The organism is Thioclava sp. F36-7 (assembly GCF_002020075.1).
Lineage (GTDB): Bacteria > Pseudomonadota > Alphaproteobacteria > Rhodobacterales > Rhodobacteraceae > Thioclava > Thioclava sediminum.
Genome location: NZ_MPZR01000004.1, coordinates 181,513 through 200,569, shown reverse-complemented (window position 1 = coordinate 200,569; position 19,057 = coordinate 181,513). Strand labels below are relative to the sequence as shown.

The following is a 19,057-nucleotide window of genomic DNA, read 5'->3' as shown; positions in this document are numbered from 1 at the left end:
CCCGGTTTTTCCGGGTTATGGTTATCTTCCAAGCACCGCATGCGGCAGCCAGAGCGCCAGCTGCGGAAAGATCATCACGAGGATCAGCGTCAGGACCATCACGCCCACGAAGGGGATCACCGAGGCGTAGATCACCGGCAGGGTGAATTCCTTGGGCGCCATCGCCTTCATCAGGAACAGGTTATAGCCGAAGGGCGGCGTGAGATAGGCAACCTGACAGGTGATGGTATAAAGGACACCGTACCAGATCATGTCGAAGCCCAGATGCCGGGCGAGCGAGACATAGACCGGCGCCACGATCACCAGCATCGCCGTGTCGTCGAGGAACATCCCCATCACGAGGAAGCTCAGCTGCATCAGAATCAGGATCTGCCACGGGCCGAGGCCGAGACTGTCGGTGAAGAAATCCTCGATCGCGCGGCCCGCGCCGAGACCGTCGAACACCGCCCCGAAGGAGAGCGCCGCGGTGATGATCAGCATGAACATCACGGTGATCTTGAGCGTGTTCTCGGTCGAAACCTTGAAGACCTGCCAGGTGAAGCGCCGCTTGATGGCCGCCGCGAAGACGGCCGCCAGAGCGCCGATTACCGAGGCTTCGGTCAGGCTCGCCCAGCCTTTGAGGAAAGGCACCATCATCGCAACGAAGATGAAGACCGGCATCAGACCCGCGCGCAGGAGCCGCAGCTTCTCGCGCATAGTGATCATGGCGCGCTCTTCCGCATCCATCGGCGGCGCGAGGTCCGGGTTCATTTTGCAGCGGATCACGATATAGGCGACGAACAGCGTGGCCATCAGCAGCCCCGGCACCGCGCCTGCCAGCCACAGCTCCGACACCGGCTGGCGCGCGATCAGCGAGAACAGCACCAGCACGACCGAGGGCGGGATCAGGATGCCCAAGGACGACCCCGCCTGAATGACACCCGAGATCATCAGCTTGTCGTAGTTCCGGCGCAGCAGTTCCGGCAGCGCGATCGTCGCACCAATGGCCATGCCCGCGACCGACAGCCCGTTCATCACCGAGATCATCACCATCAGCATGATCGTCCCGATGGCGAGCCCCCCCGGTAATGGCCCGAACCAGACGTGGAACATCCGATAGAGGTCTTCGGCCAGACGGCTCTCGGACATCACATAGCCCATGTAGACGAACATCGGCAGCGTCAGCAGCGGCGTCCATTTCATCAGCTTCATCACCGAGCCGAAGCCCATCTGCGTGCCGCCCGGCCCCCAGAGCCAGAACGCCGCGACGACGGCGACGAAGCCGATGGCACCGAAGACGCGCTGACCGGTCAGCATCATCAGCAGCATCGTCGAGAACATCAAAAGGGCGATGGTGTTGTGATCCATCAGATTTCCTCTCCGCGAATAGTCGCGACATCGCGGATCAGAAGGGCCACGGCCTGCAAGAAGAGAAGTGCGAAGCCCGTGGTGATGATGACCTTGATCGGCCACAGCACGGGACGCCACGCGGTCGGGTTTCGCTCGTTATATTCGAAGGAATAGACCGTGGAATCGAAGGCCGAGTAGACCATGATCCCGAGGTAGAACATCAGCGCGAAAACGGTGAAGGCATCCCACCAGGCCTGCCCTTTCGGCGACCAGCGGGAGTACAGGAGGTCCATCCGGACGTTCGTGTCGCCCTGCAGGGTCCACGGCGCGCCGAGCATGTAATAGGCGACCAGCGTGAACTGGGCCATCTCGAGCGTCCAGAGCGCGGGGATTTCGAAGATCTTCGTCAGCGATGAGAACAGCATAATCGCCATCATCACGTAGAGAAGGTACATCGCCACCTTGCCGAGCTTGCGGTTGAACCCGTCGATCAGGCGAACATAGGCGACACTCCAGCGTGGCATCAGGCGGCCTCCCCGTTATTTGCGGTGATCTGCGACAGCGCGGCTTGCAGCACCGGGGCAAGCGTCGTGGCCATCGCCTCTTGCGCGGCGGGATCGGCGATCAGATCGTTGCGCAGCTCCAGCATGACATTCCGCAGTCCCATCGGCGTGGCCTGCAGCGCTAGCGTATGACAGACGCCATCCGCGCCGGAGTAAGGTTCGTTAAGACGCACATCGAGTTCGGTGACACGGCGGGCTTCCTCGAGAACCGCCTGCGCTAGGCTCGGATCGGCATCGTGGATCACGCCAAGCTCGACTTCGCGGGGCTTCCCGAACCAGATCGGGGTGAAGGAATGGACCGTCACCAGCGCCGTCGGCCGCCCGCGGGCCAACCGCTCGGCGATCAGACTGCGTAGCGCTGCGTGGAACGGCTCGTACAGCGCCTCGGTGCGCGCACTACGGTCGTCCGGCGAAAGCGCCACATTACCGGGAATGTCGTGAATCTCGGAGGTCACAGGCATCGCACCGGGGTGATGCGGCGGACGATTGAGATCGTAGATCAGCCGCGACTGGCGGGCGGCGACCAGCGGCGCCTCCAATTGCGCGGCCAGACCGCGCGCAAGGCCCAGCGCGCCGGGATCCCAAGCGATATGCGCCTCGCGCTGATCGGGGGTCAGACCCAGATCGCCCCAAGGCGCCGGAAAAACATTCGACGCATGTTCGCAGACCAGAACGACCTCACCCGGTCGATCCGCGCCTTCGATTTCCACCGCTACATGCGCGCTGTTCAAATCGGTCCCTCTCTGTTGAGCGGCGCGATTCTACGTCGCGTCCTGCGGTCAGGCTCGCTCCGGCATGTCGCATCTGTCAAGAAAATTTCAGAGAAGAAAATTCTGTTACAATCATTTCTAACTTGATTCGCACGGGGGTGCCCGATTTGTCAGCAGCGACGCAAAGCATCGAAGACAGGCTCCGGACGGGCATCGAAGAGATGACCCGGACCGAGAAGCAACTCGCCGGACATATCCTGCGCCACTATCCGATGGCGCTTCTGGGATCTGTGGCGCAGCTGGCGCGGGCCGCCGAGGTCTCCTCTCCCACCGTGGTGCGATTGGCGCAGAAGATGGGTTATGGCGGCTATCCGGGGCTGCAGCAGGCGGTGCGCGACGAGTTGGAGGCGCAGCTTGTTTCGCCGCTGGTCAAACATGATCGCTGGGCGGGGGATGCGCCCGACACCCATATGATCAACCGCTTCGCCGATACGGTTCTGGGCAATCTGCAGGCGACGCTGAAGCAGATCGACCATGCCGAATTCGACGCCACCGCCGCGCTGATGGCCGATCCCAAACGCCGCATCTTCGCGACCGGGGGCCGGATCACTGGCCCGATCGCGGCCTATTTCGTGGCGCATATGAAGGTGATCCGCCCCGGCGTCGAGCTGCTCGAGCCGCTCTCGAACAGCTGGCCGCCCGCGCTTCTCGAGATGCAGAAGGGCGACGTGCTGCTGGTCTTCGACATCCGCCGCTACGAATCGAGCGTGCTGCAACTGGTCGAGATGGCGGTCGAGCAGGGTGCGGAAGTCGTGCTGATCACCGACCCTTGGGTCTCGCCCGCCGCGGCCCATGCGCGCTATCGCTTTTCGGCGCAGATCGAAGCGCCCTCGGCCTGGGATTCGACGGTTGCGATTCAGGTTCTGGTCGAAACGCTCATGGCGGCGATCCAGTCGCTGACCTGGGAAGAAACCTCGGCCCGCATGGCGCGGCTGGAGGCCCTTTATGACCGCGCGCGCTTTTTCCGCAGGAAATAAGGCTCAGCGCGCGTCCCTGCGCGAAAACGGCCGGCCCAGAAACGAAAAAGTCGCGCAACCCGGATGAATTGAGCGACTTTTTGAGTAATGGTGCCCAGGAGATGCAGGCTCGAGGGAGAACGAAATTTTTCTCTCGGGCGGTGGAAGTTCCCAGTTTCTTTGGAGAAATCGCTCCACCCAACTGCGGGTGGAATTTGCGAGAACTGCACCCGGATGGGGCAACGGGCAAGACCTACTACTTCCGTATGCGCGTCCCGAATGAGTTTACGGACTTCGAACAGCTCCGTGAAATTAACAGGTCCCTTGAGACGAGGGATTTCATAGAGGGCGAGGCACGCTGTGCGAACGTCAGACTTGCTCTCTTCACCGAGTGGAGGGCCCGTCGCGCCGGGCGTGCCGCAGACACACGAGCTATGTTCGAAGCCCCGATCGACATACTGAAGGCCTGGGGCATGAGCTTCAACCCGATGGAAGACCTGATTACGGGACCTCTCAGCAACCTCCATTCCCGAATCGAGGCCATTGCCAATGTGGATCCTCTGTCGCCCGCAGTCCCGGCAGCACTCAAAGCCATAGGCCTCCCCGACATGTCTCTCTTTGAGATAGCCAAAAGCATGCCCATACCCATCCTGAAGGCGAATGAGATTTGCGCTAAGAACACACGTCAACGTTTACCTTTTTTCGGATGCCAGAGCGGTTTGGCGTGGGTGGAAGACCCGCGCCCGACACGGCAGCCTGACAGGTTTGAAGCGTGACCGCGCGACGGAATGACGACCACGGCATAGACATGCGGTCACGCGATGATCCGCAGCCGCCTTATTCCAGCGACGCCGCGAGGGCGCGCGCTGCGTCCTTGCCCAGCCGCGCGCCCGGCTCGCCCAAGACCGCGCCGCCGACTGTCTGCCCCATGCCGATCGCCTGTTCGACCGGGTACCCAAGAAGACGGGCGGCAAGATAGCCCGCATTGAACGCATCGCCCGCGCCGGTGGTATCGCGCAGCTCTGTCAGAACCGGGGTGTCGCGCCGACCGGCGCGCCCCTCGGCAAGATACCAGACGGGGCGTGCACCATCCTTCACGGCGATCTCGCCCACCCCCTGCCCGCTCAATCGCTCCAAGGTCTGTTCCGGCGTCGCATCGCCCCACAAGGCAGCCTCGTCGTCAAAACTCGGCAGCGCGATATCGGTATGGTCGAGCATGCGCAGACAGGTGTCACGCGCCTCCTCCGGCGATTGCCAGAGCCGTGGCCGATAGTTCGGATCGAAGGAAATTCGCGCGCCTTCGCTGCGCGCTTTGGCAATCGCGTCGAACAGCGTCTCGCGCGCCTCCGGCGAGAGAATGGCGAGGGTGATGCCCGACACATGGACGAGATCCGCGCCGGACAAGGCGCGCCCGAGGGTATCCGGATCATCCGCGAGCCGACGCGCCGCAGAAAGCTGGCGCCAATAGTGAAAACTGCGCTCCGCCCCCTCGAGCTCGATCATGTAGAGCCCCATCTCGCGCTCGGCATCGCGCTGCACGGTGGAGATGTCCAAGCCATCCGCCTCCATCTCGGCGAGGAAACGACCGGACAGCTTATCCTCGCCGATGCGCGTGACGAAGCCCGCCCGGGCACGCGCCCCAAGCAGTTGCGCCGCATGCCACAGCGTGTTGAACGTATCGCCCGCATAGCCAAGGCGGAACGTGCCGCCCTCGACCGGGGCGAGTTCCAGCATCGCTTCCCCGACGGCGACCATCTTCTTCGGGTTCTCACTCATTCGCGCAGGCCTTTCGCATCGAGGTCAAAGATGCGGCCGGTCAGCCAATCGGGCCAGTCCCGCTCGAAGAACGCGCGTGCGCTCTCGTCGAAGCGGCGGTTTTCGCGAGTGTCGATCTTCAAGTCTTCCCCCTGCAGACGGACGAGGATTTGGGTCTGTTTGTCGATGTCGCGCTCCGTCTTGAAGCGGAACGCGCCCAGATCCGTATCGCGCGCCATCGGGATCGCTTCGCCCTCATCGGAACAAATCGCGCGCGCGCCGCGGCTGCCACCGCCTTGCGAGATATACTGGTCGAGCGCGGCAAGGACGGCCTCGGAGGCAAGCGCCATCTGCTGCCACTGGATCGCGCGCCCACCATCGCCCGCGCGCTCCGGGGCGATCCCGCCGCTCCGCAAGCTCCGGTTCAACTGGCGCGCCGCTGCAAGCGCTTCGGCCACGTCCTCGCCATTGCAGATCATCCCGGCATGGTCGCTCATCCGGGCCTGAACTTCGTCGCGGACCGACTTCACGGAATGCGCGCTGTCGGTGTTCAACCGTGCGAGCAGATTCGTCACCGCCGCAGTGAGGGCCTCCGATCCGACAGCATCCGGCGCATGCGCCGTGCGGCTTGCGCCGATATGCTCGCCAACGCGGGTGCCGAAGACCTGACCGGCGTTCAGGGCCGATCCGCCCGGGCGCGTCACGCCATGCGTGCCCGCCGCTTCGCCCGCGGCATAGACACCGCGCAGGTTGGAGCGTCCCCAGGGATCGACCGCGATCCCACCATTCATATGCTGGTTGTTCACCGCGAATTCGAGCGGCGCGGCGGCGATGTCGACCTTGTAGCGACGGTACAGTTCGATCGCGAGCGGGTTCATGTGGCGCAGCCGGTCGATCGGCAACTCCTGATCCGCCCCGGCAGTGCCCAGATAGGTCCGCACATCCTCGTCGAGGCGGGTGAGATCGAAAGGCTGATCGCCGGGCACCGGCAGCGGGTTGCGATTGAAATCCATGAAGACCCGCCGCCCCGCTGCACTCTCGCGCCAGATCGCCAGATCGACGAGGCTCGACGCGAAATCCAGCATCCGCGTCGCGTGGAACGGCCATTGATAGCCCTTGCGGAACACATTGGAGGCCAGCTCCTGCGTCGTCCGGTAATATTGCGCGAGGAAATGATGCTCGCGCCCTTCGGCATCGACCGAATAGATATGCGGCAGCGACTGCACGTAAGTCCCCGAGAGATTCCACGGGAACCCTTCGCGGCGCGTCCCGATGCCGAACTGGCTTTCGGTGAGGTTCACCAGTTCGATCCCCGCTTCGAGCGCGAGACCCAACGTGCCAAAGCAGCCATTGGGGTAGACGCTGTCGCGATAAAGCTCGCCCGGCCCGCCCGCCGCGAGCACGACATTCGGCGCGGCAAACAGCACGAGACCATAGGGATTGGCCTCGCTGCGGTCGGATTTGCGGAACGCCAGCGCCCCGGAGACCCGGCGGTCATCCCCGTCGCCTTCGGTGAGCAGCTGCACGACCGTCGTGTGGTTAAAGATCGGCACGTGGAGCCGCAGCGCCTCTTCCGCCAGCACCTTGACCATCAACCGCGAGGTTCGGGGGCCGCAGCTGGTCGCGCGCCCGGTCTCGTCATGGTCGGTCTTGTAGCGCAGCGTCGCGCCGAACCGGTCCTGCGGCAGCGGCAGGCCGAGATATTGCAGCGAGGCCATCATGCGCGGCGAGCCGACCGCCTCGATATAGGCCGTATCCTCGTCCATCGCGCCGCCAGCCCGGATCGCCCGCGCCATCGCCTGAAAATCATCCCCGTGATCGGCGGTATTCGCGGTGTGCAGCGTCTGCTTGTCGGAGCCCGAGCAGGCGGAGGTCCCGCCCCAGGCGCTCTGGCTCGCGACGATGACCTCGCCGCCCCGCCGCTTGAGTTCGACGGCGGCGCGAAGCCCCGCGGCCCCGCTGCCGACGACGAGGCAGCCGGTGCGATAGACCGGCAGGGTGAGGCCCGCGATCTCGAGCATCTCCGGGACCGCCTCGTCGGCCCGCAGCCGCGGCATCTCGATATCGGTCAGGGCGTCGAGGATTTCCTGAGGGATTGCACTGTCCATGTCTTGGCTCCGTTTGCGGTCCGGTCAGCTTTGCGGAATGTCGACCCAGGCGCGTTGCCGGGACGAGCTCATGCAGGCGTCGACGATCTGGGTGATGTGATGGCCTGTCTCGAAGGTCGGCCACATCGCCTTGCCGGAGACGATGGAGCGGATGACCTCCGCCGCTTCGATGATCTTGGTCTCATTATAGCCGAGCGCGAAATTCGGCAGCGGCAGGAAGGCCGCGTAGGTCGGATGCTCGGGCCCGACATCGATCTCGCGGTAGCCACGGCGCCCGATCGGATCGGCATTGGTGTAGAAGCGCAGCCGGTTAACCTCGTCGAACGTATAGGCGAGGCTGCCTTTCGTGCCGTAGATCTCATAGGTCTGCATGAATTTGCGCCCGGTCGCGACACGGCTGAAATCCACGATCCCGTTCGCACCGTTCTCGAACGTGCACAGAATCTGGCTCGCGTCGGGATTGGTGATATCGGCCCATTCCTCGCTGCCGGTCAGCTCTGCCGTCTCGCCCAGCCCCAGCCCTTCGATCTTGGGGCGGCGCGGCGTGACGATGATGTTGTTGGCAATCAGAGACGAGACGCGACCGACGAGGAATTCCATGAAGCTGAAGACATGGCTGCCGGTATCCCCGACGATCCCGGTCGGCGCGAGCGACCCATCGGCGCGCCACATGTAGGGCACCATCGGGTCGCCATACATGTCGACATGCTGGCACCCTTTGAACATCGTGATCTCGCCGATCTCGCCCGCATCGATGATCTCCTTCGCGAGATCATGGACGGGGTTGCGCGGGAAGCCGTGGCCGACGCGGGTGATCAGGCCGCGCACCTTCGCGATATCGGCAAGCTCGCGCGCCTCCTCGGCGGACTCGGCAAGGGGCTTTTCGCAGAAGACATGCTTGCCCGCTTCGAGCGCGGCCTTCGCAACCTCGTAATGCAGGTTGTCGGGCAGGCAGATATCCACAAGATCGACCTCGGGATCGGCGATCACCTCGCGCCAGTCCTGAACGATCCGCGCACCGGGCACCCGGGCGGCAAGCTCCTGCGCCCGCGCGGGATTGCGATCGACGAGGGTGACGACGCGCGCCGTACCTCCCTCGGTCCCGAAGAAATGCGGAAAGGTCTCGTAGGCCATCGTGTGGACTTTGCCCATCCACCCCGAAGCGCCGAGCACGGCAACGCGGATCTCTGTCATTTGAACACTCCTCTCCTGTTCGCGCCGGAGTCTCTCCGCGCGGTCTCGTCTCTGTTTCGTCCGAACGGGCGGGCCTCCCGTCTCCCTGTCGTCTCAGCCCGCGGGTGTCTCGCCACTCGATCCACGAATGGCCAGCGAGACCGGCGTGCGGATTTCCGGCGCCGGCACCTTGTCGTTCTCGAGCCAGGCCAGGATCGTTTCGGCGACAAGCTTCCCGAAGCCGTCAATATCGCAGCGCACCGAGCTGAGCGGCGGCCAGGAATGGGCCGCCTCCTCGATGTCGTCGAAGCCCACAATGCGCAGATCGCGGCCGACATTGCGCCCGATCTCGGCGCAGCCCGAAATCATCCCGAGCGCGACCTGATCGTTGAAGCAGACTGCGGCATCGACCTCCGGATAATCCTTTGCCAACGCGTGCGCCGCCTCCCTGCCGAAGGCGCGGCTCGCGCTGCCGGTCAGAACATGGGGCTCGAGGCCGGCCATCTCGATCGCACTCAGATAGCCCGCCATACGTTCCTGCGTGACGGCCCGGCCTTCCAGACCGCCCACGAAAGCGATCCGCTTCGCGCCCTGTTCGAGGAGATGCTCGGTCGCGATACGCGTCCCGTTCGGATAGTCCGGCGCGGCGAAGGGGAAGAGCTCGGTCCGCATCTCGACTTTGCGCAGCACCTGCATCGCCGGAATGCCCGCCCGCTGAAGCGCCTCGAAGCTCAGCGCCTCGTCGCCATAGGCGGGCGACAGGATCATCGCGGAGACGCCATGCTCGATCATCGCCTCGACCACCTGCGCCTGAAGCTGCGGGTCTTCGTCGGTGTTCGCCACGACGGCCGCATAGCCGCGGCTCGACAGCGCCATTTGAACGGATGTCGCGAATTCGGTGAAGAACGGGTTGCGAAGGTCGTTGATCACGAGACCGACGAGTCCGGCCCCGGCGCTGCGCAGATTGGCGGCCGCCCGGTTATAGACATAACCGATCTCGGCCATCGCAGCCTGCACTTGTTCGCGCGTTTTCTGCTTCACCAGGGGGCTGTTCTGGATCACGAGGCTGACGGTCGATTTCGAGACCCCGGCCTTGCGGGCCACGTCGATGATCGTCGGTCTGCGGTCGCTCGGCGCCATGTCACGCCCCCTGCGGCTGAGCCGCGATCTCAAGGTCGAAAACGAGGATGCCGTCGATCCCGCCTTGGGCGTTGGCCACGAGCTTCGCACCGAGCGCCCGGTGATCGGGATGTTCCTGATAGGCGGCGAGCGCCTCCCAGTCGCGGAAATCGACCGTGAAGCCGTGCATGTAGCCGCGCTCGATCTTCTCGGGGCTCTCGGAGCGGCCCGCGCAGATCGCGCCAAGCCCGTCCACCTTGCCCTCGATCGCGTGCAGCTCCTGCCAGAGCGGCGCGATCTCTTCCTCGCTCAGCTCGGGTTTGAATTTGACGAGAACGATGTGGCGCACTGTCATGTCAGCCTCCATGTGACGCGCGGATCATATCGGCGGCTTTCTCGCCGATCATGATCGCCGCTGCGTTGGTGTTGGACGAGATCACGCGCGGCATGATCGAGTTATCGACGACGCGCAGCCCCTCGATCCCGTTGAACCGCAATGTCGGGTCTACGACAGCCCCCGGATCGGCGCCCATGCGACATGTCCCCGCGCAGTGATGCGACGTTTTCGAATGGGTGCAAATGAAATCGAAGTAATCCTCATCGGTTCGGACATCGGGTCCCGGAAGGCGCTCGGCGAGGATATATTTGCGCAAGGGCGATTGCGACAGGATTTCCTGCGTCAGCTTCAGCCCGCGGATCGACATTTCGCGATCGAGCGGGTCCTGCAGGTAGTTCGGATCGATCAGCGGCGCCTTCCCCGGATCGTCGCTTTGCAGACGGACGCTGCCGCGCGAGCGCGGGCGCAGGTAACAGGAATTGAGCGTGATACCGCCCTGCGGCATCGAGACGACGCCGTGTTCGATGCCGGTCCCGAGCCCGAGATGGAACTGCAGATCCGGGGACCGCGCCTCGGGATCGGCATACCAGAAGCCGCCGGCTTCGAACAAAGACGACGCCACCGGCCCCTTGCGTCCGAACAGATATTGCAGCCCCGCCAGCGCCGCCCAATGCGGTTTCGCATAACGGTCGTAGCTATAGGGGCCCGACAGTTCGCTGATGCAATAAAGGTCGAGGTGATCCTGCAGATTGGACCCCACCTCCGGCTGGTCGAAGACGACATCGATCCCGAGCGAGGCCAGCTCGTCCGCCCGCCCGATCCCCGACAGCTGCAAGAGCCGCGGCGAGCCGATCGCCCCCGAACAGAGCAGCACTTCGCTCTCCGCCCGCAGCCGCGTGCCATCGACGAGCTCGACCCCGGTCGCGCGGCCATTCTCGACCACGATCCGGCGCACCTGAGCACTCAGCTTCACCGTGAGGTTCTCGCGGTGACGATTGGGCGCGACATAGGCCATCGCAGCCGAGGAGCGGCGCACATTGCGCTGGGTCAGCTGGTAATAGGCGACCCCGTCCTGCTTCTCGCCGTTCACGTCGTAATTGCGCGGGATACCAAGCTCGGCGGCCGCTTCGAAATAGGCCTCGCAGACCGGCAGGGGCGCGCGCGGATCGCTGACGCCGAGCGGGCCGCCCTTGCCGCGATACCGGTTCTCGAGGCTCGCATTATCCTCGGCCTTGCGGAAATAGGGCAGCACGTCCTCATAGCCCCAGCCGGTGCATCCCATCTGACGCCATTCGTCGTAGTCGCGCGCATTGCCCCGCGTATAGACCTGCGCGTTGATCGCGGAGCCGCCACCGATCACCTTGGCCTGCGTGTAGCGAAAGACCTTGTTCTGCATGTGCCGCTGCGGAACCGTTTCCCAGCCCCAGCTCCCGATGCCCTTGGTCATCTTCGCGAAGCCCGCGGGCAGATGATAGAACGGGTGGCGATCGCTGCCGCCCGCCTCGAGCAGCAGCACGTCCGCCGACGGGTCCTCGGAGAGACGCCCGGCCAGCACCGAGCCAGCCGAACCGCCGCCGATAATGATGAAATCGTAAGTCGTCTTCATGCTGGCCTCCTTGGCCAAGTCTCTCGCCGCAGCCCGGGTGGCTCAGGCGGCAAGCTCTGTCTGTTCGATATGCTCGGCCGCGCGCAGGGCGAGCGCCGCGACGGTAAGGGCGGGGTTCACGGCAGCCGAGGTCGGCAGGACAGACGCATCGGCGATGAACAGGTTCGGGTGGTCATGGCTGCGGCAGAACGTATCGACGACGCTCGACGCCGGATCGTTACCCATCCGCGCCGTCCCGCATTGATGCGACGGGGTCTGCCGGTCGAATGGCCGCGCGAGCACGATCGGATAGCCCGCAGCGCGCAGCTTCCGGCGCAGCATGGCGACGAGTTCGAGATGGGCCTCCCAGTTGGAGCGCTTCCAGTCGAGCCGGATCTTGCCGTTCTTGAGGGTCACGCGACTTTCGGGATTCGGCAGGTCTTCGGACATCGCATAAAGGTCGACCGAGCGGTTGGCGATCCAGCTCGCCACCGGACGCGGCAGCGGCGAGGCCGAGGCGAGGATCGGACCGGAGATTTTGCCGAGCAGCTGGATATTGCCCAGCGGCGCGCCATTCGCCCCGCCCGACAGGTAGAAATCGTTGATCGCCAGCGTCTTCTGATAGACCGCCCGGTTCCGACGCAGCGGATGCAGCGCCAGAACGGCCGAGCAATTGTGGTTCATGAAATTGCGCCCGACCTGATCGGAGCCGTTCGCCAGCCCGGTCGGATGGCGCTCGTCCGCAGAGGCGAGCAAGAGAGCCGCGCTTTGCACTGCCCCGGCGGAGAGCACGACGACCGACGCCGTGAGTGTCTGGGTCTGCCCGTCTTTCTCGATCTCGACCCCGCTGATGCGGTTCTCGGCATCGACGATCAGACGCTGCGCCCGCGCGCCCGTCATCAGCTCCACATTCGGGGATTTCAGTGCCGTCGCCAGACCGACGCTTTCGGCATCCATCTTGCCGCCGCAGGTATCGGGGAACGCATCCCAAGGCGTCTGCCCATGCGCGAGCCAGCGGTCGATATCGACCCCGAGCGGCAGGGAGGACGGATGCAGCCCGACCGATTTCAACCGCCGCCGGAGCGCCTTGATATCGGGTTCGTCCGGGACCGGCGCATGGGCGTAGAGGCCGGAATGGCGCGGCTCCGTCGGGTCCTCTCCAAGCTGACCGCGCACCTGATAGAGCGCCTCGGCCTTCTGGTAGAAGGGCTCGATCTCTTCATAGGCGATCGGCCAACCCGGCGTGGTGCCACCCTGATGCGCGACAGGCGAGAAATCCGCCTTGCGGTAGCGCATCAGAACGGCGCCGTAGAATTTCGAGTTGCCACCGACATTGTAGTAATTACCGGGGTTGAACGGCACGTCATCGCCATCGAGCCAGGTTTCCTCGGGCCGGTAATGACCGCGCGCGAAGATCGCGTCCGGGTCGCGCGCGTCTGGCGTGTCGGGCAGGCGTTCGCCACGCTCGAGCACCAGCACGCGCCGCGCCGTCCGGGCCAGTGCCGCCGCCGTGGTGGCACCGCCCATGCCCGAGCCGATGATGATGACGTCGGCATCGCTCATGGCTGGATGCGCTCCTCCCTCTTGGGATCGAAGGCCACCGCCTTGTCCATGTTGACGGCGAAATCGAAGACCTCGCCCGCCCGCACGGTCACATCGGCTCGCATCCGGGCGATGGCGTCACGCCCGCCCAGCGTCATCGTCACGAACGTGTCCGACCCTGCGGGTTCAGTGACGCCGATATGGTTGCGCAGCGGCGCGATATGGGCGGCTTTGCGATCGGCCCCCTCCGGATCGGTGATCGTCTCCGGCCGGATTCCGAGAAGGATTTCGCGCCCGTCCCACTGAGCGAGATTGGCTTGCGGGAAGCGGAGCAGTTGCTCCACCCCGTCATGGCCCGTCACGGCCGCATGGGGCGCACCGTCCTTCACCACGATCCGCGACGGGAACACGTTCATCGCGGGGCTGCCCATGAAAGTCGCCACGAAGACATTCGACGGCGTGTCGTAGATTTCCTTCGGCGTGCCGAGCTGCTGCACATAGCCCTTGTTCATCACCGCGATCCGGGTCGAGAGCGTCATCGCCTCGATCTGATCGTGGGTTACGTAGACGATCGTGGTGCCAAGGCTCTGGTGCAGCTTCTTGATCTCGGTACGCATATCGACGCGCAGCTTCGCATCGAGGTTCGAAAGCGGCTCGTCGAACAGGAACACATCCGGGTCGCGCACCAGCGCACGGCCCATCGCGACGCGCTGACGCTGACCGCCCGAAAGCTGCCCCGGTTTGCGCGAGAGCAGATTGTCGATCTGCAGCATCTCCGCCACCCGGTTCATCGCGTCCTCGCGTTCGGGCTTGGGCGTGCCATGCATCTCGAGACCGAAAGTGATGTTCTGGCCGACGGTCATGTTAGGATAGAGCGCGTAGGACTGGAACACCATCGCGATGTTGCGCTTCGACGGGTGCACACCGTTCATGGTGCGCCCTTTGATCGAAATCTCGCCGGAGGTGATCCCTTCCAGCCCCGCGATCATGCTCAAGAGCGTGGACTTGCCGCAGCCGGACGGGCCGACCAGCACGAGGAATTCACCTTCATCGACCGAGATGTCGACGCTGTGTAGCACTTCGACCGCGCCGTAGGACTTGGTGACGTTTGAAATATCGAGGAGACCCATTGGCATTACCCCTTGACTGAGCCCGCCATCAGGCCGCGCACGAAGAAGCGCCCCGAGACGATGTAGACGATGAGAGTGGGCAGCGCCGCAAGGATCGCACCCGCGAAGTGAACGTTGTAGGCCTTCACGCCGGTCGAGCTTTGAACGAGGTTGTTCAAGGCGACGGTCATCGGCTGGCTGGCCTGCCCGGCGAAGGACGACCCGAACAGGAAGTCGTTCCAGATATTGGTGAACTGCCAGATGATCGTGACCACGATGATCGGCCCCGACAGTGGCAGAAGGATGCGGTAGAAGATCCGGAAGAACCCGGCCCCGTCGATCTGAGCCGCGCGCACCAGCTCGGTCGGGAAGGCCGAGTAGTAGTTGCGGAAATAAAGCGTCGTGAAGCCGAGCCCGTAGACGACGTGGACGAGGATCAGCCCCGGCACCGAGCCTGCGAGCCCGATCATCCCAAGCACCCGCGCCATCGGGATCAGCACGATCTGGAACGGAATGAAGCACGAAAACAGCAGCATCCCGAACAGGATTGTGTCGCCGCGGAACCGCCACTTGGTCAGCACGTACCCGTTGAGCGCGCCCATGATGGTCGAGATCGCCACCGCCGGAACCACGATCAGGATCGAGTTGATGAAGTAGGGGCGCAGGCCGGTTGGCTGAACGCCGATCTGGGCCGAGGACCAGGCTTCGCGCCAGGGCTCGAAGGTCCAGACATTGGGCAGCGCCATCATGTTGCCGCCGGTGATCTCGCTCAGAGGTTTGACCGAGTTGATCAGCATCACCGCGAGCGGCAGCAGGTAGAACAGCGCGAACAGCAGCAGGAAAAGATAGATGAAGGTGCGGGTCACGCGATTTGTGCGGATCGCGACCCCGGTATCGACGGCGCCGGACATTACTTCGGCTCCTTCAGTTCAGCGTAGAGATAGGGGATCATGATCGCGGCGATGGTCATCAGCATGATAACCGCCGACGCTGCGCCCACGCCCATCTCGTTGCGGGTGAAAGTGTAGGAATACATGAAGGTCGCGGGCAGTTCGGTTGCCCGGCCCGGGCCGCCACCGGTCAGCGCGATGACGAGGTCGTAGGATTTGACCGCGAGGTGCGCGAGGATAACGAAGGCCGACAGGAACGCGGGCCGAAGCTGCGGAATGATGATGCGGCGATAGAGGTTCCAGTTCGAGGCGCCATCCATCTGCGCCGCTTTCAGGATCTCGTTGTCGATGCCGCGCAGCCCGGCGAGGAACATCGCCATGACGAAACCCGAGCTTTGCCAGACCGCGGCGATCACCACCGTGTAGATCGCCATGGACGAGCTCTTGATCCAGCCGAAATGGAAGCTCTCCCATCCCCAGAGATGCAGGGTATGTTCGATCCCGATGCCCGGATCGAGAAGCCATTTCCACGCCGTCCCCGTCACGATGAACGACAGCGCCATCGGGTAGAGGAAGATCGGGCGCAACATCCCCTCGCCGCGGATTTTCTGATCCAGAAAGATCGCGAGAGTGAGCCCGATCGCGATACAGATCGCGATGTAGAGCGAGGCGAAGATCGCAAGGTTCTGGACCGCGATCGTCCAGGTCGGCAATTGGAAAAGCCGCCAGTAATTGTGCCAGCCGACAAGGTCGAAGCTCGGCAGGATCCGGCTGTTTGTGAACGACAGGTACCCGGTGAACACGATGAAGCCGTAGACGAAGATCAACATGGACGCGACAGAGGGCGCGAGGACGATCTTGGGAATCCATTCCTGAAGCCGGGTACGCAAGTCTGACTGGACCGGACGGGCCATTGCTCTCTCCTTTGGGGAAATGAGACGGATGGGTGGGGATACGGGCCGGTCAGATCGACCGGCCCGAGAGCCTTTTACTGAGCCAGCGACACGGCCTTGACGAGTTCCTTGGCGGCGGTCTCGGCGTCATAGTCGCCGTTGAAATTCGCCGTCACCACGTCATAGATCGCGTTCTTCACCGAAGCCGGGTCAGCATGGCCATGCGCCATCGAACCCAGAAGCGTGCCGTTCTCGCTCGCCGATTTCAGCTGAGCCATCGCCTTCTTGCCGCAAGCGTCGAACTCTTCGTCCGACACGTCCGTGCGCGAGGGAACAGAGCCTTTCACCGTGTTGAAGGCGATCTGGAACGACGGCGACATCACGGCTTTCGCCATCGCGTCCTGCGCGGCCTGCGCGTCCTCGCCCACCTTGAACATCGCGAACTGGTCGGCGTTGAAGGTCACATCGTCTGCGGTGCCCGGGGTCCGGAAGCAGCCGAAATCGACCTCGGCCTCTTTGCCGGCACGCAGGAATTCACCCTTGGCCCAGTCGCCCATCATCTGGAAGGCGGCTTCGCCATTGATGACCATCGCGGTCGCGAGGTTCCAGTCGCGGCCCGAGAAGTTCGGGTCGACGAAGCTGTGAAGCTGCTCCATGCGCTTGAAGGACTCGACCATCTGCTCGCCACCGAGCGCCTCGGGATCGAGATCGACGAAGGCCTTCTTGTAGAACTCGGGGCCACCGACCGACAGCACGACGCCATCGAACATCGTGGCTTCCTGCCAGGGTTGGCCGCCCGCGGCGAGCGCGATCTTCCCGGAATCCTTCACCTTCTGCATCGCAGCGATGAACTCGTCCCAGGTCTTCGGCTCTTCGATGCCGAGATCGGCGAGCATCTTCTTGTTCGACCATACCCAGTTGGTCGAATGCACGTTCACGGGAACCGCGACCCAGTGGCCGTCATATTTCGAGAACTTCTGCAGCGCCTCAGGCACCACCGCATCCCAGTTGCCATCGGCCGCGACTTTGTCGAGCTGGGCCAGCGCGCCCTGCTGCGCCCAGTCCGAGATGTCGAAGCCGAGCATCTGGACCGCGGTCGGCGGATCACCGGAGGTGACGCGCGCGCGCAGAACGGTCATCGCGCTTTGACCACCGCCACCGGCGACAGGCATGTCCTTCCAGCCGATGCCTTCTTTCTGCAGATCGTCTTTGAGGACGTTGAGCGCGGCAGCTTCGCCACCCGAGGTCCACCAGTGAAGGACCTCCACATCCTCCGCCTGTGCCGACCCTGCCACGAGCGCCAGAACGCTCGCCATTTTCAGTGTCCGTCCGATGTAACTACGCATGATTTTCCTCCCTCTTGCGTTGTCGTCACACTCCCTCCCGTGCGACCGATCAGGTCATTCGGGTCTTACCCAAGGCTCTCGCGTGCGACCGATGCGCATCACGAGCGTCTTGATCTCGAAGAACTCCTCGAGGCCGTAGCGTCCGATCTCTCTCCCTTGACCGGACTGCTTGACCCCGCCGAAGCTCAATTCCGGGAAACCGTCCATCCAGGTATTCGTCCAGACGGTCCCAGCCTGCGCCCGCGTCGAGAACTCGAGGCAGGTGTGGACGTTCTCGCTCCAAACGCCCGCAGACAAACCGTAGCTTGCATCATTCGTTAGCGCTACCGCTTCGTCCATCGTGCGGAAGGTCAGAACCGAAAGCACCGGTCCGAAGACCTCCTCGCGGGCGATCGACATCTCGGGCGAGACGCCGCGCACGACGGTGGGTTGATAGAATTGGCCCTCTAGGCCCGGCACGGTCATCGGCCCGCCACCCAGCGCGATCTCGGCGCCTTCGGTGACGGCCGCGCGAACGTAGTCGTCGATCTTGCCCTGATGCTGGACGGAAATGATCGCCCCGACCTGCGTGCGCGGATCGAGCGGGTCGCCGAAAGCCACGCGCTTCGACAGTTCCACCACGCGCTCGACCACCTCATCCACGATATCTTCATGGACGATGATCCGGCTGCTCGAGTTGCAGCATTGCCCGGTGTTGAAATAGACGCCGAAGGTGATCGCATCGGCTGCGCTCTCAATATCGGCATCGGGGAACACGACTTGCGGGTTCTTCCCGCCAAGCTCCAGCGCGACCTTCTTCAACGTGCTCGACGCGGCCGCCGAGATCGCCTTGCCGACCACGGTCGAGCCGGTGAAGGTCACCATATCCACGGCCTCATGCGTCGACATCAGGCCGCCCACGGCAGGCCCGTAGCCCAGAACGATATTCACGACGCCCGCGGGCATCCCCGCTTCGAACAGCAACTCCCCGAGCATCACCGTGGTCGATGGCGTCAGCTCGGATGGCTTGATGACCGTGGTGCAGCCGGCGGCGAGCGCGAAGGGCAGCTTCTGGCTCAGGATCCAGAACGGGAAATTCCACGGCGTGATCATCGACACGACGCCGATCGGATCTTTCACGACGACGCCGAGCATGTCCGGCCCCAGCGTGTTGTGGCTGTCCCCATGCATGGTGCGCGCCAACGAAGCCGCGTAGCGCCACAAGTCCGCGGCGCCCGACACTTCGGCGCGCGACTGCGAAATCGGCTTGCCGCTTTCGAGCGTTTCCAGCAGCGCCATCCGCTCGACATTGCCCTCGATCAGATCGGCGACGCGCAGCAGGATCGTGGCGCGTTCCTTGCCCGAGACCCGGCTCCAGACGCCACTGTCGAACGCCTCGCGCGCCGCGACGATCGCGGCTTCCGCATCGGCTTCGGCGCCCAGCGCCGCGCGGCTCACGAGGCAGCCATGCGCCGGGGACATCCGATCGTAGGTCTCGCCAGAGGCACTGTCGCGCCATTCGCCTGCGATCAGGTGACGACAGATAAAGGGCTCTGCGGGGATCGCCGCATCGACGGCGGAGATCAGGTTCAGCTCGGTCATG

17 protein-coding genes are annotated in these 19,057 nt (G+C 63.9%); 2 read left to right on the top strand and 15 right to left on the bottom strand.

Translation table 11 applies throughout. The annotated features are described in order from the left end of the window. Positions 1-21: 21 nt before the first annotated feature. From BMI89_RS08930 to BMI89_RS08920, 3 genes are read right to left on the bottom strand one after another with little or no spacing between them, the layout of a single operon-like run. On the bottom strand, positions 22-1,347 hold the full coding sequence (locus BMI89_RS08930) for a TRAP transporter large permease subunit (RefSeq protein ID WP_078550976.1): 1,326 nt from the start codon (positions 1,345-1,347) through the stop codon (positions 22-24). After that, positions 1,347-1,853, bottom strand: coding sequence for a TRAP transporter small permease subunit (locus BMI89_RS08925; RefSeq protein WP_078522175.1), 507 nt, complete (start codon positions 1,851-1,853; stop codon positions 1,347-1,349). The genes BMI89_RS08930 and BMI89_RS08925 overlap by 1 nt, the downstream gene beginning before the upstream one ends. Beyond that, complete coding sequence (locus BMI89_RS08920; RefSeq protein ID WP_078570655.1) at positions 1,853-2,623, bottom strand: N-formylglutamate amidohydrolase; 771 nt, start codon at positions 2,621-2,623, stop codon at positions 1,853-1,855. Before BMI89_RS08920 ends, BMI89_RS08925 begins: the two co-directional genes overlap by 1 nt. Positions 2,624-2,769: 146 nt before the next feature. Between BMI89_RS08920 and BMI89_RS08915 the strand changes: the two genes are divergently transcribed. Together BMI89_RS08915 and BMI89_RS20590 are read left to right on the top strand one after the other, a co-directional pair. Continuing rightward, positions 2,770-3,639, top strand: coding sequence for a MurR/RpiR family transcriptional regulator (locus BMI89_RS08915; protein ID WP_078570834.1), 870 nt, complete (start codon positions 2,770-2,772; stop codon positions 3,637-3,639). 413 nt (positions 3,640-4,052) lie between these two features. After that, entirely contained in the window at positions 4,053-4,394 is a 342-nt protein-coding gene (locus BMI89_RS20590; protein WP_143593868.1) for a hypothetical protein, read from the top strand. 61 nt (positions 4,395-4,455) lie between these two features. On the opposite strand, the gene BMI89_RS08905 is transcribed toward BMI89_RS20590, so the two are convergent. The 12 genes from BMI89_RS08905 to BMI89_RS08850 all read right to left on the bottom strand — a co-directional run bounded on the left by BMI89_RS08905 (position 4,456) and on the right by BMI89_RS08850 (position 19,056). Next, a complete protein-coding gene (locus BMI89_RS08905) occupies positions 4,456-5,394 on the bottom strand; it encodes a sugar kinase (protein WP_078570653.1) in 939 nt (312 codons plus the stop codon). Next, positions 5,391-7,481, bottom strand: coding sequence for an FAD-binding protein (locus BMI89_RS08900; protein ID WP_078570652.1), 2,091 nt, complete (start codon positions 7,479-7,481; stop codon positions 5,391-5,393). Before BMI89_RS08900 ends, BMI89_RS08905 begins: the two co-directional genes overlap by 4 nt. A gap of 24 nt (positions 7,482-7,505) precedes the next feature. After that, entirely contained in the window at positions 7,506-8,675 is a 1,170-nt protein-coding gene (locus tag BMI89_RS08895) for a Gfo/Idh/MocA family oxidoreductase (protein ID WP_078570651.1), read from the bottom strand. 93 nt (positions 8,676-8,768) lie between these two features. Next, the gene (locus tag BMI89_RS08890) at positions 8,769-9,794 is read right to left on the bottom strand and encodes a LacI family DNA-binding transcriptional regulator (RefSeq protein ID WP_078570650.1); all 1,026 of its coding nucleotides are present in this window, start codon (positions 9,792-9,794) and stop codon (positions 8,769-8,771) included. Between the two features lies 1 nt (position 9,795). Continuing rightward, positions 9,796-10,128, bottom strand: a complete 333-nt coding sequence (locus BMI89_RS08885) for a Dabb family protein (RefSeq protein ID WP_143593867.1) — start codon at positions 10,126-10,128, stop codon at positions 9,796-9,798. A 1-nt stretch (position 10,129) separates the two neighbouring features. After that, the gene (locus tag BMI89_RS08880) at positions 10,130-11,716 is read right to left on the bottom strand and encodes a GMC family oxidoreductase N-terminal domain-containing protein (RefSeq protein ID WP_078570649.1); all 1,587 of its coding nucleotides are present in this window, start codon (positions 11,714-11,716) and stop codon (positions 10,130-10,132) included. 42 nt (positions 11,717-11,758) lie between these two features. Beyond that, entirely contained in the window at positions 11,759-13,258 is a 1,500-nt protein-coding gene (locus tag BMI89_RS08875; RefSeq protein ID WP_078570648.1) for a GMC family oxidoreductase, read from the bottom strand. After that, positions 13,255-14,367, bottom strand: a complete 1,113-nt coding sequence (gene ugpC, locus BMI89_RS08870) for a sn-glycerol-3-phosphate ABC transporter ATP-binding protein UgpC (RefSeq protein ID WP_078570647.1) — start codon at positions 14,365-14,367, stop codon at positions 13,255-13,257. The genes BMI89_RS08875 and ugpC overlap by 4 nt, the downstream gene beginning before the upstream one ends. 5 nt (positions 14,368-14,372) lie before the next feature. Further along, a complete protein-coding gene (locus tag BMI89_RS08865; RefSeq protein ID WP_078522164.1) occupies positions 14,373-15,257 on the bottom strand; it encodes a carbohydrate ABC transporter permease in 885 nt (294 codons plus the stop codon). Further along, positions 15,257-16,150 carry a sugar ABC transporter permease gene (locus tag BMI89_RS08860; RefSeq protein ID WP_078522163.1) on the bottom strand — a complete coding sequence of 298 codons (894 nt, stop codon included), beginning with the start codon at positions 16,148-16,150 and terminating at the stop codon, positions 15,257-15,259. The genes BMI89_RS08865 and BMI89_RS08860 overlap by 1 nt, the downstream gene beginning before the upstream one ends. 74 nt (positions 16,151-16,224) lie before the next feature. Next, a complete protein-coding gene (locus BMI89_RS08855; protein WP_078570646.1) occupies positions 16,225-17,475 on the bottom strand; it encodes an ABC transporter substrate-binding protein in 1,251 nt (416 codons plus the stop codon). Between the two features lie 54 nt (positions 17,476-17,529). Next, a complete protein-coding gene (locus BMI89_RS08850; protein ID WP_078570645.1) occupies positions 17,530-19,056 on the bottom strand; it encodes an aldehyde dehydrogenase family protein in 1,527 nt (508 codons plus the stop codon). Position 19,057: the final 1 nt, after the last annotated feature.

Bases quoted from the DNA above. Each gene is read 5' to 3' on its own strand.
- BMI89_RS08930 (WP_078550976.1), bottom strand. From the start codon at position 1,347: ATGGATCACAACACCATCGCCCTTTTGATGTTCTCGACGATGCTGCTG.
- BMI89_RS08925 (WP_078522175.1), bottom strand. From the start codon at position 1,853: ATGCCACGCTGGAGTGTCGCCTATGTTCGCCTGATCGACGGGTTCAAC.
- BMI89_RS20590 (WP_143593868.1), top strand. From the start codon at position 4,053: ATGTTCGAAGCCCCGATCGACATACTGAAGGCCTGGGGCATGAGCTTC.
- BMI89_RS08905 (WP_078570653.1), bottom strand. From the start codon at position 5,394: ATGAGTGAGAACCCGAAGAAGATGGTCGCCGTCGGGGAAGCGATGCTG.
- BMI89_RS08900 (WP_078570652.1), bottom strand. From the start codon at position 7,481: ATGGACAGTGCAATCCCTCAGGAAATCCTCGACGCCCTGACCGATATC.
- BMI89_RS08895 (WP_078570651.1), bottom strand. From the start codon at position 8,675: ATGACAGAGATCCGCGTTGCCGTGCTCGGCGCTTCGGGGTGGATGGGC.
- BMI89_RS08890 (WP_078570650.1), bottom strand. From the start codon at position 9,794: ATGGCGCCGAGCGACCGCAGACCGACGATCATCGACGTGGCCCGCAAG.
- BMI89_RS08885 (WP_143593867.1), bottom strand. From the start codon at position 10,128: ATGACAGTGCGCCACATCGTTCTCGTCAAATTCAAACCCGAGCTGAGC.
- BMI89_RS08880 (WP_078570649.1), bottom strand. From the start codon at position 11,716: ATGAAGACGACTTACGATTTCATCATTATCGGCGGCGGTTCGGCTGGC.
- BMI89_RS08875 (WP_078570648.1), bottom strand. From the start codon at position 13,258: ATGAGCGATGCCGACGTCATCATCATCGGCTCGGGCATGGGCGGTGCC.
- ugpC (WP_078570647.1), bottom strand. From the start codon at position 14,367: ATGGGTCTCCTCGATATTTCAAACGTCACCAAGTCCTACGGCGCGGTC.
- BMI89_RS08865 (WP_078522164.1), bottom strand. From the start codon at position 15,257: ATGTCCGGCGCCGTCGATACCGGGGTCGCGATCCGCACAAATCGCGTG.
- BMI89_RS08860 (WP_078522163.1), bottom strand. From the start codon at position 16,150: ATGGCCCGTCCGGTCCAGTCAGACTTGCGTACCCGGCTTCAGGAATGG.
- BMI89_RS08855 (WP_078570646.1), bottom strand. From the start codon at position 17,475: ATGCGTAGTTACATCGGACGGACACTGAAAATGGCGAGCGTTCTGGCG.
- BMI89_RS08850 (WP_078570645.1), bottom strand. From the start codon at position 19,056: ATGACCGAGCTGAACCTGATCTCCGCCGTCGATGCGGCGATCCCCGCA.